This window comes from Actinomadura fulvescens, from assembly GCF_039533225.1.
Classification (GTDB): domain Bacteria; phylum Actinomycetota; class Actinomycetes; order Streptosporangiales; family Streptosporangiaceae; genus Spirillospora; species Spirillospora fulvescens.
Map to the genome: position 1 here is coordinate 114050 of NZ_BAAATD010000002.1, position 12778 is coordinate 126827.

A 12778-nucleotide genomic window follows, 5' to 3' on the forward strand; every position below is an offset into this window, starting at 1 on the left:
ACATGCGGCTGCTGGCGACCGTCCTTCTGCTGGGCGGACTGATGGGCGCCGGGTGCGGCGCGTCAGAGGAAGGATCGATTCTCCGCGAACGGACGTGGACGGTCGGAGTCCGGCCTGACCTCCCGGGCCTCGGCCTGAAACGGGCCGACGGCACGTTCGAGGGGTTCGACGTGGACGTGGCCCGGTACGTCGCCGGGAGGCTGGGGCGCAAGGTCACGTTCGTCCAGGCGCTGGCGGCCGACCGCATCCCCAAGCTGCTCTCGGGCGAGGTCGACCTGATGGTGGCCACGTTCTCCATCACGGCGGACCGCAAGAACGAGGTGGCGTTCGCCGGGCCCTACTACGTGTCGTACCAGGACCTCCTGGTGCGCTCGGACGACACCGCGATCAAGAACGTCCGCGACCTCAGCGGCCGGCGGATCTGCGCGGTGCGCGGCACGGACGCCGCGCAGAAGGTGGCCGCGATGCGCGGGGTGAGCGTGCGCATCACGCACGCCGACGACTACGACGGATGCATGGCGCTGCTCCGCGGCCGCCAGGTGGACGCCCTCACCACCAACGACGTGATCCTCGCCGGGCTCGTCAGGCGCGAGGGCAAGGGAGTCCGGCTCGTCAGCGCCCAGTACGCCGAGCAGCGCACCGGCATCGGGCTGCGCAAGGGCGACCCGGACGGCTGCGAGGCCGTCAACAAGGCCATCACCGAGATGTACCAGGACGGCACCGCCGAGCGGCTGGTGCGCAGGTGGTTCAGCGGAACGGGACTGGACCCCTCGATCATCGAGGTGCCGCAGTTCGAAGGCTGCGACTAAACAGTGTTTCCAGGCTTCGCGGCCTCGGCCCACTCGCCTGGCGGCTCGCGAGCCGAACCGCAAAGCGGCGACCGCGACATCGCTTCGCGATCTGACCTGCGGGCCCTCGCCTCCGGCTTCGGGCCCGCAGGTCAGGTAGCGCGCTCGCGTGCGTGGCTAAGGCCGTGAGCCAGGCCCTAGATCGCGTCCGACGCGACGGTGTCCACGTCGTAAGCGTGGTCATCGTCGGTGTCGGTGTCGGTGTCGGTGTCGGTGTGGGCGCGCGTGCGGGCCAGGGCGGCCAGGGCGGTGGTGATGGGGACCGCGGCGATCAGGCCGAGGGTCCCGGCGACGCTGCGCACGATCTCCTGGGCGATGGCGGGCGCCGTCAGCACGTCGCCGAGGGGCTGCTGGGCGACGCTGAGCAGCAGGAGCAGCGGCAGGGAGGCGCCCGCGTAGGCCAGGATGATCGTGTTGATGACCGAGGCGATGTGGGCCCGGCCGATCCGGGCGGCGGCACGGTAGAGCTGGCCGAAACGGTAGGCCGGGTTGGCGTGGGCCAGTTCGTTCACGGTGACGGACTGGGTGACGGTGACGTCGTCCAGCACGCCGAGCGAGCCGATGATGATGCTGGCGAGCAGCAGGCCCTGGCCGTTGATCTGGTACGCCAGGTCCAGGTTGAGGGCGTCCTCGTCGCTGAGCCCGCCCAGATGCGTCAGGTTGATCGCGGCGGTGGCGAGCAGGCCGGTCAGGCTGAGGCTGGCGATGGTGCCGATCACGGCGATCGAGGTGGGCATGGTGAACCCGTGCGTCAGGTACAGCACCGCCAGCATGATCGCGGCAGCGCAGACGATGGCCACCAGCAGCGGCGGCCGGCCCTCCATGATCGCCGGTATCAGGAACCGGAGCAGCAGGACGAACGTGATCGCCAGGCCGATCAGGGCGGTCACCCCGCGCCAGCGGCCGAACGCGATCACCGCGAGCGCGAACGCCGCCCCGATCAGCCAGAGCGCGCCCGACCGCTGATGGTCCGACAGCTGGTAGGCGATGCCGTCGGGCGAGTCGGCCAGGTGCACGAGCTCGACGTCGTCACCGGCCGAGTAACGCTGCGAGCCGGGATCGCTGGGCAGCGGCGCGACCACCACCCGGCCCGCCTCGTCTCCGGAGGTGAGCTTGACCTTGGCGTCGCCGCAGCGGCGCGGATCGGTCGGCGCCGCCCGCCGCGCGCCGGCGCCGTCCTCGTCCGTCCCGGGTTCGGGCTTCGGGCACGGCTTGAGCTCGACCCCGACGACCGTGCCGGTGAGCTCCTTCAGCGGCTCCGTGCCGGGGACCTTCGGCTGGTCCGGCCACAGGAACAGCACCGCGGCCAGCGTCGCGACCGCCACCGGCACGATGACGGCCAGCACGGCGACCCTCACCGATCTCGGCGACTCCGGCACCGTCATGTCGTGCGAATGGTTCGCGCCCACACCCAGCCTTTCCGCGCACCCAGCCTTTCCGCGCGCTCAGGCTGATTAGTGTGTCGGCCCCCTCCGCCCTCGACAAATCAAGGACGTGGAAACGGCGACGAGAGCCGCGAGGGCGCACGCGCCTCCGGCGAGGGCGCGGTAGCCGCCCGCCGACAGGACGATCGTCGACAGCAGGCTCGCGACCGCGGCGAGCGTCCACACGGCCGCGTCCACCGCGCCCTCCACGTGCGGCCGGTCGGCCGGGGGAACGTCGCGGGCCAGGCGGGCGCTGCCGCCCACGAAGCACAGATTCCACGCGTACCCCAGCAGGAACAGCGCGGGCAGCTGGACGCCGTCCGGTCCGAGCGCGGCCAGCCCGCACGAGCCGGCGAGCGTGAGGAGGCCCGCCAGGGTCACCGGCGGCGGGCCGAAGCGGTCGAGCAGCCGCCCGGTGATCGGCGACAGCGCGAACATGCCGAGCGTGTGCGCCGAGAGCGCCAGGCCCACCGCGGCCAGGCCGTGGCCGTGCAGGTGCAGGTGGAGCGGGGCCGCGGTCATGACGGCGACCATCACGACCTGCGCCGTCGCCATGACCGTCAGTGCCGAACGGGCCGCCGGCGTGCCCATCAGCGCGCGCGGCGGCACGGCCGACGTCACGATCTCGCCCACCGGCGTCCGGAACGAGGCGACGGCGGCGATCACGCAGGCGACGGCGGCGAGGAGGAACGGCCCGGCGAACGGCACCAGCCCCAGGCCGTCCGCCACGTTCCCCGAGGGGTCCATCAGGAGCGGGCCGCCGACCGCGCCGACGGCCGCGGACCAGACCACGATGCCGATGGCGGTGCCGCGGCGCTCCGGCGGATACAACTCGGCCGCGCCATAGCGGGAGAGTTGCGCGCCCGCGTTGCCGAGGCCGAGCAGCACCATCCCGAGGCTCAGCCCGAGCACATCGTCACCGGCGACCGCGACGACCCCGAGGCAGGCACCGAGCGCCGCCACCGCGTAGCCGACGATCAGCGCGGTCCGCCGGTTCATCAGCCAGGTCAAAGCGAGCGCGCCGACGCCGGTGCCCACGATGCCCGCCGTGTTGGGAACGCCGCCCCAGCCGGCGCCCAGCCGTTCACCGGCCACGAGAGTGCTCGTCGCGCTGGAGGCCGCCATCGCCGCGTTCATCATGGCCGAGCCCGAGCAGAGCGCCGTCATCGCCCGGGCACGCGTGATCGGCCGGGCCGCTGCCCGGGCACCGGACCTGAGGTCCGCATCCACCTTGGTCATGCCTTAACGCTAGAAACCCGAAAGTCGTCCTGGAATGGGCGATGACTGGTCTTCCGGGACGACGGGCTCTAGTTTGGAAGGAAAAAGACGCGGAAGGCTTTCCAGATGGACAGGCCCCTCGACCAGACCGACTGGCGGATCATCGCCGAACTCCAGCGGGACGGCCGGCTCTCGTTCAACCGGCTCGCCCAGCGGATCAACCTCTCCGCCCCCGCCGTCGCCGAGCGGGTCCGGCGGCTGGAGGAGGCGGGCGTGATCGCGGGTTACCAGGCGCGGATCGACCCCGCCCGGGTCGGGCTGCCGCTCACCGCGTTCGTCCAGATGCGCTGCGCCCACGGCCGCTGCCTGCTCAGGACCACAGCCTCGGGCGACCTTCCCGAGGTCACCGAGATCCACAAGCTCAGCGGCAACTGGTGCTCGATGCTGAAGGTCCGGGTGGCCTCGATGCGGCACCTCGAAGGCCTGCTGGAACGGCTCGGCGACCACGGCGAGATGAACTCCCACGTCGTCCTCTCCACCCCGTACGAGGGCCGCGCCGTCGAGCCGGCCGAGCCGGACACCCGCCCGGTCACCTCGTCCGCCGGCTGGAGCTGAGACTGGCCCTGACGGGGCCAGTCTCGACACGGCCTCCCTGGCGTCCACGGGCCGCGACACCGTGGAGCCATGACTTCCAACGCGAACAACACCACCACGACCGAGCTTCCGCTGAAGGCCGGAGACTGGCGGCTCGACCCGTTCCACTCGGCGGTCGGGTTCTCCATCCGGCACCTCGGCATCTCCAAGGTCCGGGGCACCTTCAAGGAGTTCGAGGCCGGCCTCGTCGTCGGCGCGGACCTGGCCGACTCCGCCGTGACCGCCACGATCTCGCTCGCCTCGATCGACACCGGCAACGCCGACCGGGACGCGCACGTCCGCTCCGCCGACCTGCTCGACGTCGAGCGCCGGCCGTCGATGACGTTCCGGTCCACCGAGATCAGCGGTCAGGGCGAGGACTGGATCATGACCGGCGACCTGACCATCGGCGAGGTCACCCGGCCGGTGACGCTCGCGGTCGAGTTCGGCGGGGTCGTCGAGAACGCCATGGACGGGAGCCGGCATGCCGGGTTCGAGGCCACCGGCGAGATCCGCCGGAGCGATTTCGGCCTGAAGTTCGCCCCCGGCATGCTCGGCGACGTCGTCAAGATCTCTCTCGACATGGAGTTCATCGAGCCCTGAGGAGCGGCGGGATCAGGGTTTGCGCCCGAGGCCGCAGAACGCGTCGACCTCGGGCGGCTCCCCGAACGGCATCGCCTCGGGCCGCCACCGCGACACCGTCACCACGCCGGGCTCCACCAGTTCCAGCCCGTCGAAGAACCGGGTGATCTGCTCGGGGGTACGTGAGACGTACGGGGGCATCCCGCGCTCCTTGGCGGCCTTGATGGCCTCGTCGCGCTGCGAGCCGTGGACCACGCTCGTGCCGTCGTTGAGCGCCATGTAGCTGCCCGAGGGCAGGGCGTCGAGGAAGTGCCGGACGATGCCGGACGCCTCGTCGTCGTCGATCACGTTCCCCATGATCCCCAGCATCATCAGCGCGATCGGGCGGTCGAAGTCCAGGGTCTTGGCCGCGCCGTCGAGGATCTTCTGCGGGTCCTTCACGTCGGCGTCGATGTAGTCGGTCGCGCCCGCCGGGGAACTGGTGAGCAGGGCGCGGGCGTGCACCAGCACCAGCGGGTCGTTGTCCACGTACACGATGCGGCTCTCGGGCGCGACCCGCTGGGCCACCTCGTGGGTGTTGTCGTGCGTGGGCAGGCCCGTTCCGATGTCGAGGAACTGGCGGATCCCCGCCTGCTCGGTCAGGTACCGCGTGGCGCGGCCGAGGAAGGCCCGGGAGTGCCGGGCGACCTCGATGATGTTGGGGAAGATCTCCATCACCTTGTCGCCGACCTCACGGTCGACCGGATAGTTGTCCTTGCCGCCGACCCAGTAGTTCCACATCCGCGCCGAGTGCGGTCGGGTGGTGTCGATCTGGGGGTCTTGCCCGCTGGTCATGTGGCCTCCTCCGCCGATAAAGCCAAACTTATGGCAGAACGGAAGTTATGCCAGACCGAAAAGGGTGACGATCTCAGCGAAGGACGGCGGGGACCTGGGCGGCCTTCATGAGGAGGGCCGGTGAACCCGTGCCGTCGGCGGGCACGCGGTACTGGTCCGATTCGTACTCGGCCGGGATCGCGTACATCAGCGTCCGGTCGTCCAGCCAGCCGACCTGGTCGTCCAGCGGCCGGGTCTCGGCGGTCGCGGTCTCCTTCATCGTGCGCAGGTCCAGCACGTGCAGCCGCCAGGGCAGGGCCGACCGGTCGCCCTTGACGCGGTGCTTGAACGCGACGCGCGTGCCGTCGGGCGACACCGACGGGCATTCGGCGTTCTCCTTGAGCGTCCGCACCGTCCGGGTGGAGACGTTTCCACGAACGAGGTAGGTCTTTCCCTTGGTGGCCATCGTCGCGTAGAAGAGATCGTCGTCGGCGAACGTGACCCCCCAGAAGTTGACGTCCACCGAACGGTAGGGCCTGCCGTCCTTGATGACCCGGAACTCCTCCATGTTGCGGTGCAGCGTCCACGTGCGGGTGTCGACGATGGCCGTGCGGGTGGAGAAGTTCACACCGGCGTAGGAGTCGCCGCTCACGAACACCGTCCACGCCACCATGCGGCCGCTGGGGGAGACCCTCGTCCGGCTCGGCCCGCCGCCCGCCGCGTACCGCCGCAGCTCCCGCAGCCGCGAGTCGAGGATCAGCACCGAGAACGTGTTGACGGGGCCGCGCCTGGCCTGCACGCACACCCCCGTGCCACCCGCGGCATGGAACTTGTAGCAGGTGAGCGGCATGGTCGTGCGCGCGCCGCCCGTGCCGTCCAGCGGCACGGAGGCGAGGTGGTCGCGTTGCGGCCCCCACGCCATGTTGCGGAAGAGGATCCGCTGGCGTCCGGTCAGGTCGAACGTGCCCTTGACCACGGCCGGTCCGCCGGGGCGAGCCTTGTCGCGAGCGTCCGTACGCCCTGCCGCGTGCAAGGTGTAGGCCACCGCGACGGCTGTGAGGGCGGCGATCGCGGCGACCAGGATGCGCACACGGGCGGCAGTGCTCATGCGGGCGCCTCCTCGGCGGCACCAGGACGCAGGACGAGGGCGACGGCGGCGGAGACGGTCAGGGCGACGGCCGCGACGGTGATCGCCGGAGTCACGCCCCACATCGTCCACGCGGCCCCGAACGCCACCGACGCGACGAAGCGGGTGGCGGCCTGTCCCGTCTGGACGAGTGCGAGGCCGCTGGCGCGCAGGCCCGCGGGCAGGTGCGGCCCGGCCGCCGCCATCAGGACCCCGTCGGTCGCCGCGTAGAAGGCCCCGTGCAGCACCAGCACACCGACGATCATGCCGGTGCCCCCGGCGGGGGAGAGCAGCAGCGCGTACGCCCCGAGGAGCGCGGCGTGCCCGCCGACGAACACCGGCCACCGCCCGATCCGATCCGAGAGGAGGCCGAGCGGCAGGGCCAGCAGGAGGAAGCCCGCGGCCGTGCCGAGCGGCAGCAGCGGGAACCACTGCGGCGCCAGGTCGAGCTTCTTCTGGACGATCAGGAAGACGAACGCGTCGCTGATGGTCACGAGCCCGAGCAACGCCGCGCACCCGCAGATCCGCCGCATGGCGCCGATCCGCAGCAGCCCGAGCGCCGCCCGCATCGACGGCCGTGCCTCCGCGACGGGCCCCTCACCGGGCGGCCGGTGAACGAAGAGCACCAGCACCAGCAGACCCGCCACGGCGATGCAACCGCTGACCACGAAGACCGCGTCGTAGGCGTCCGCGGCGGCCCACAGGAGCCCGAACGCGACGAGCGGGCCGAGCAGCGCCCCGGCGGTGTCCATGGCGCGGTGCACGCCGAACGCGCGGCCCTGGTCGCCGGGCGCGGCGGACAGCGAGATCAGCGCGTCGCGCGGCGCGGTCCGCAGGCCCTTGCCCGCACGGTCGACCGCGAGCACGGCCGCGATCCCCGGCACGGTCGACACCAGGAGCAGCACCGGCTTGGCGGCGGCCGACAGGCCGTACCCGAGCCCCGCGACGAGCTTGTGGCGGCGCCCCCGGTCGGCGGCGTGCCCGCCGACGAGCCGGATCAGCGCGGTGACGCCGCCGTACAGCCCGTCCAGGAGCCCGAAGGCGAGCGGGCTCAGCCCGAGCTGGACCACCACGTACATCGGCAGGACCGCGGTGACCATCTCCGCCGACACGTCGGTGAGCAGGCTGACCGTGCCGAGGACGACGACGTTCGCCGGAACGGCCCGGACGGCGGCGGAGTCGCGCATCCGGTCGCGTTCGACGCCCTTCGCGGTGTCGGTGGCGCGCGCCGTCGACAGGTACACGGCTACCCCTCACCCCCCTTCGGACCGTCGACCGGTCGCCCCTCCCGGGCCGTCGACCGGCTAGAACCAGTTGACGGTGATCTTAAAGTCGGCCGTGCTCGTGGTGCCGGCGCCGTCCCGGACGGTCACGCTCACCGGGAAGGTACCGGTCTGGTAGACGGTTCCGGAGATCGTGTCACCGGAGGCCCACAACACGTACGGCAGTCTGCCGGTGACGGTGTAGGCGGGCGTGCCGGTGCAGCCGGTCGCCGTGAACTTCAGGTCCACCTTGGCACCGACCTTGTAGCTCTGGTCGCCGGGGTTGCCGATCTTGCAGCCGCCGCCCGGGCCGCCGCCGATCGTCCAGGTGAACGTCCTGCTGACCTCCTTGGCCGGGCTCGCCGAGTCCCTGACCTTGACCGTCACGGTGGAGGCACCCGCGGCCGAGCTCGTACCGGAGATCAGGCCGGTCGAGGCGTTGATGCTGTACCCGGCCGGCAGGCCCGTGGCGCTGTAGGCGTACGGCGGGGTGCCGCCGGAGGCCTGGAGCTGGAGGCTGCCCTGCTGACCGGCGGGCGTGGTCTGGTCGGGCGGCTGGGCGAGGGCGAGCTCGCCGGGCGTCACGGTGCCGAACGGGGCGGTGATCGGCGTGGCGTTGACCGAGCCCTCGTGGTGCGCGAGCCCGTACATGTCCTCCAGCGTGCGCAGCATGTTGTAGTGGTTGTCCTTGCCGACGCTCGGGTTGGACGGGCCGTACTCGCCGGGCTTGACGTGCGCGCCGTAGAAGACCGTCTCGATGTCGTTCACCGAGTTGAAGATCTGCGACTCGTCCCACGTCACGATGAGCAGGCTGTTGTTGCTCTTGGCCCACTCGGCGTACGCGCTCAGCTTGTTCTTGAGGTAGGTGTCGCCTTGGGTGACCGAGGCGCTGTGCATGTTGTTGGCATTGTCCGGGATGACGTAGGAGACCGTAGGCAGCGTGGCGAAGTTCGTCGGGAACTCGGCGTCGGTGTGGAACGTGCTCTCCGGGACGTTGCTGAAGGTGAGCCACGGGGCGTGCCGCTGCACGTAGTTGCCGCTGGAGCAGGTGTTGCGGTTGCCCGGGTAGCCCTGCATGTACGCGCCGAACGTCCGGCCCGCCGCGATCAGCTTGGACGCCAGGTTGGGACGGTTGAACGGCGAGCCGGGCACCGGGCACTGGTCGAGCTGGCCCTCGACCTTGCCGTGGAACTGCGCGAAGTAGTTGCCCTGGCTCGGGTGCACGATCCCGTACATCTCGGTGAGCGAGGCTCCGCCGCGGCGGAGCTGGTCGATGTACGGGGCGGCGGCCGCGGTGATCTCGGCGTCGTCGCGGTTCTCCTCCATCACGATGACGACGTGGTCGTAGGCGGGCGGCGCGGCGTTCGCGCTCGCGCTCGCATTGGCCGTGGCGTTCGTGGCGACGGAACGGGCGTCGCCGGAGCCGAGCCCGACGAACGTGGCGGCGAGGAGCAGCGTCGCGGCGCAGGCCGCCGCGAACCCGCGCGGCCCGCGGAGCGCGGCGGGATGGCCGGGGTGGCCGCCAGGGTGGCCGGGGTGGCCCGGGCGGCCGGGGTTCGGAGATGGAACGGACCGTATCGGCACGATGACCCTTCTTCCTGTAGGGCTCTCTCCCGTGGAACCGGGCCCGCCGAAGGACCGGACCCGGCTCCGGACGTGGAGCGGTGATCGCCTGGCGTCCGGGCTCCGCCATACGGATCGGCGAGGTGGTCGGGGAGAGCCTCGCCACTGCATCCGTCCCATGGCCGCAGGGCTGACCTGGAGTAGACCCCGCCCGGCGAGGGCGGGCAAGGAAGGCGGCCGAGCCGGTTGCTGATGGCTTCCATGCCGGCCCGGCATAGAGCCAGGCGGCCGTGCGCCTCCCCGGCCAGGGCCTTCCCCGGTCAGGGCCTGGTCAGGCCACGACGTTGTCGATCTCAAGGGTCGTGATGGTCTCCGCCTGATGGTCCACGGTCAGCGACTTGTCGGTCAGCTTGACGTCGCCCTCCCGCGCGTACTGGCGTCCGATCACGCCGCCGGAGTCGGCGTCGGTCGTCCAGCGGCGCACCGTTCCGCCCGCGGCGCCGCCCACGGTCGCGAACAGGCTGAGGTCGTAGGTGACGCGCTGGAACGTGTCGCCGCGCACCGTCACCAGCACAAGGCGTTTGCGAGGGGCGTCGTAGGCGGCGACGGTCGCCTGGTCGCCGCCATCGATGATCGTCATGCCGGGCCGGATGTGGCGGGTGTACTGGGCCAGCACGTAGTACTTGTTGTTGACGCCGAGGATCGTGCCGTTCCGGGTGCCGTACGGGTTCTCGGGCGTGACCGTGTCGTCGTAGGACGACTTGACCAAGCCCCAGGTCTGGCTGTCGACCGGCTGCCAGTAGCACCACGCCTTGGGACGCAGGTAGTGCATGTCGAGGCTGACGCTGTACGCCAGGTTCAGGCCGTGGTCGTGCCCCTCGCCGTACTCGCTCTGCCAGATCTGGCCGTTGCCCACGGCGCCCCGCAGCGCGCTGCGTGCCCTACCTCCGTCGCCGTAGTCGTAGCCGTGCGTGCTGACCCGCCCGACCTTGGCCTTCGTCGCCGCCGGAAAGGAGTTCCAGGTCGCCGTCGCCTCGCTGTAGCGGTTCTCGTCGGAGGCGGCGATCGTCAGGGCGGTGAGACCACGGTTGTCCAGCTCGGTGCGCAGATGGCCGATGACCGACTGCTGGACGGCCCGGCCGACGTGGCAGCCCTCCTGCGGCCCGTCCGCCTTCCACCAGTTGGAGATGGGCTCGTTGAACGGTGCGAGCGAGGTGACGTTGATGCCCCAGTTGTCCTCGGCGTACTTCGCCACCGTCGCGAGATACACGGCGTGCTGCCGGTGGTTCCAGCTCTGCAGGTTGTCGCCGCCGTCCGCGGCGCCCGACGGATTCCAGTTGGCGCACATCCACCAGAGCGGCGACACCGAGAAGAACTCGAAGAGGTCGGCGCCGCGGGCACGCGCCTTCTGCATCATCGCCCGCTGCTTGGCGTCGGCGGTCCAGCGCCAGCTGGGCGAGGCGGGATCGGCGCTGTCCCAGTTGAGCCAGTAGCCCTCGATCTGCTTGCGGCGCCTGATGTTGCGCGACTCGACCATGCGCTGCCGCTGCTGCCCGACCGGCTCCCACGTACAGGCGCCGACGTTGTAGCGAACGATGTTGAACCCGAGCCCGTCCAGGGTCTTCGGCAGGCTCGGGTGCTTGACCGCCTGACGTGTGTAGAAGAGGTCCGCGAGCGCGTCGTCGGTGCCGAAGACGGTCGCCCACCAGGACAGGGACGCGCCCCAGCCGTCCCAGTGGTTGAATCTGTTCCGCGGATTGATCCTGGTCGTGTACGCGGCGTTCGCCGCCGCCGGAAAGGCGATGCCGCCGATCGCCGAGGACGCCGCGCCGACCGCCGCCGCGCCGAGCACCTGCCGCCGGGTAACCATTCCGCCACTCCTTGCCTGGGCCTTGGCCCTGTCTCGGGGAGTGGCGGAATGTACCAGCGGGGTGTCTCCGCGCCGTCTAAAGGCGAGCCCAGGCCTCGGTGAGGACGGACCGCAGGATCTGCTCGATCTCGTCGAAGTGCGACTGGTCGCAGATCAGCGGCGGCGCGAGCTGGACGACGGGGTCGCCGCGGTCGTCGGCGCGGCAGTAGAGGCCCGCCTCGTACAGCGCCTTGTCGAGGAAGCCGCGCAGCAGCCGCTCGCTCTCGTCGTCGTCGAACGTCTCGCGCGTGGCCTTGTCCTTGACGAGCTCGATCCCGTAGAAGTACCCGTCGCCGCGGACGTCGCCGACGATCGGCAGATCGTGGAGCTTCTCCAGCGTCGAGCGGAACGCGCCCTCGTTCCGTCGCACGTGCCCGAGCAGATCTTCCCGCTCGAACAGGTCGAGGTTGGCGAGCGCGACGGCGGCCGACACCGGATGGCCGCCGAACGTGTAGCCGTGCGCGAACATCTCCTGGTCGCGCTTGAACGGCTCGAACAGCCGGTCGCTCACGAGCATCCCGCCCAGCGGCGAGTAGCCCGAGGTGATGCCCTTGGCGAAGGTGATGATGTCGGGCCGGTAGCCGAACTTCTCCGAGCCGAACATCGAGCCCAGCCGCCCGTACGCGCAGATCACTTCATCAGAGACCAGCAGCACGTCATGCCGGTCGCAGATCTCCCGTACCCGCTGGAAGTAGCCGGGAGGCGGCGGGAAACAGCCTCCCGCGTTCTGCACCGGCTCCAGGAAGACCGCGGCGACCGTCTCGGGGCCCTCGAAGAGGATCGCCTCCTCGATCCGGTCGGCGGCCCACCGTCCGAACGCCTCGGGATCGTCGCGGTGCTCGTTCGCCCGGTAGATGTTGGTGTTGGGCACGCGGAACGCGCTCGGCACGAGCGGCTCGTACGGCGCCTTGATGCCCGGCAGCCCCGTCAGCGACAGCGCGCCGTGCGGGGTGCCGTGATAGGCCACCGACCGGCTGACCACCTTGTGCTTGGCCGGCTTGCCGGTGAGCTTGAAGTAGTGCTTGGCGAGCTTCCAGGCACTCTCGACGGCTTCCCCGCCGCCCGTGGTGAAGAACGTGCGGTCAAGCCCCTCCGGCGCCAGCCCCGCCAGCCGTTCGGCGAGCTCGGCGGCCTTGGGGTGGGCGTACGACCAGAGCGGGAAGAACGCCAGCTCGGCGGCCTGCTTGGCGGCGGCCTGCGCGAGCTCCTCGCGGCCGTGCCCGGCCTGGACCACGAAGAGCCCGGAGAGCCCGTCGAGGTAGCGGCGGCCCTGGGCGTCGTAGATGTAGGCGCCCTCACCGCGGACGATCATCGGCACCTCGCCGCCGTCCTCGTACACCGAGTGGCGGGCGAAGTGCATCCAGAGGTGGTCGCGGGCCGCTCTCTGCGTCGGGTCCATT

At 71.0% G+C, this 12778-nt stretch carries 11 protein-coding genes; 3 read left to right on the forward strand and 8 right to left on the reverse strand.

Annotated elements, in window-relative coordinates; translation table 11 throughout:
* The first annotated feature begins 2 nt into the window (after nucleotides 1-2).
* Nucleotides 3-809, forward strand: a complete 807-nt coding sequence (locus ABD333_RS07560) for a glutamate ABC transporter substrate-binding protein (protein ID WP_344539067.1) — start codon at nucleotides 3-5, stop codon at nucleotides 807-809.
* Nucleotides 810-985: 176 nt separating this feature from the next.
* Here ABD333_RS07560 and ABD333_RS07565 read toward each other — a convergent pair whose 3' ends face one another.
* Nucleotides 986-2233, reverse strand: a complete 1248-nt coding sequence (locus ABD333_RS07565) for a YibE/F family protein (protein ID WP_344539069.1) — start codon at nucleotides 2231-2233, stop codon at nucleotides 986-988.
* 69 nt (nucleotides 2234-2302) lie between these two features.
* Nucleotides 2303-3511 carry an MFS transporter gene (locus tag ABD333_RS07570; protein ID WP_344539071.1) on the reverse strand — a complete coding sequence of 403 codons (1209 nt, stop codon included), beginning with the start codon at nucleotides 3509-3511 and terminating at the stop codon, nucleotides 2303-2305.
* A gap of 105 nt (nucleotides 3512-3616) precedes the next feature.
* Here ABD333_RS07570 and ABD333_RS07575 point away from each other — a divergent pair, with 105 nt between their 5' ends.
* Both ABD333_RS07575 and ABD333_RS07580 read left to right on the forward strand, forming a co-directional pair.
* Complete coding sequence (locus tag ABD333_RS07575; RefSeq protein WP_344539073.1) at nucleotides 3617-4105, forward strand: Lrp/AsnC family transcriptional regulator; 489 nt, start codon at nucleotides 3617-3619, stop codon at nucleotides 4103-4105.
* A 69-nt stretch (nucleotides 4106-4174) separates the two neighbouring features.
* Nucleotides 4175-4726 (forward strand): YceI family protein, encoded by a 552-nt coding sequence (locus ABD333_RS07580; RefSeq protein WP_344539075.1) that lies wholly within the window; start codon nucleotides 4175-4177, stop codon nucleotides 4724-4726.
* A 12-nt stretch (nucleotides 4727-4738) separates the two neighbouring features.
* Here the strand turns inward: ABD333_RS07580 and ABD333_RS07585 are convergent, their stop codons facing one another.
* From ABD333_RS07585 to ABD333_RS07610, 6 genes are all read right to left on the reverse strand, one after another.
* Complete coding sequence (locus ABD333_RS07585) at nucleotides 4739-5539, reverse strand: SAM-dependent methyltransferase (RefSeq protein ID WP_344539077.1); 801 nt, start codon at nucleotides 5537-5539, stop codon at nucleotides 4739-4741.
* Between the two features lie 73 nt (nucleotides 5540-5612).
* Entirely contained in the window at nucleotides 5613-6626 is a 1014-nt protein-coding gene (locus ABD333_RS07590) for a hypothetical protein (RefSeq protein WP_344539079.1), read from the reverse strand.
* Nucleotides 6623-7888 carry an MFS transporter gene (locus ABD333_RS07595; RefSeq protein ID WP_344539081.1) on the reverse strand — a complete coding sequence of 422 codons (1266 nt, stop codon included), beginning with the start codon at nucleotides 7886-7888 and terminating at the stop codon, nucleotides 6623-6625. Before ABD333_RS07595 ends, ABD333_RS07590 begins: the two co-directional genes overlap by 4 nt.
* Before the next feature lie 60 nt (nucleotides 7889-7948).
* Nucleotides 7949-9490: an alkaline phosphatase family protein gene (locus ABD333_RS07600; RefSeq protein ID WP_344539083.1), complete on the reverse strand. Its 1542-nt coding sequence runs from the start codon at nucleotides 9488-9490 to the stop codon at nucleotides 7949-7951.
* Nucleotides 9491-9800: 310 nt separating this feature from the next.
* Complete coding sequence (locus ABD333_RS07605; protein ID WP_344539085.1) at nucleotides 9801-11339, reverse strand: glycoside hydrolase; 1539 nt, start codon at nucleotides 11337-11339, stop codon at nucleotides 9801-9803.
* A gap of 76 nt (nucleotides 11340-11415) precedes the next feature.
* Nucleotides 11416-12777, reverse strand: a complete 1362-nt coding sequence (locus ABD333_RS07610) for an aspartate aminotransferase family protein (RefSeq protein ID WP_344539087.1) — start codon at nucleotides 12775-12777, stop codon at nucleotides 11416-11418.
* Nucleotide 12778: the final 1 nt, after the last annotated feature.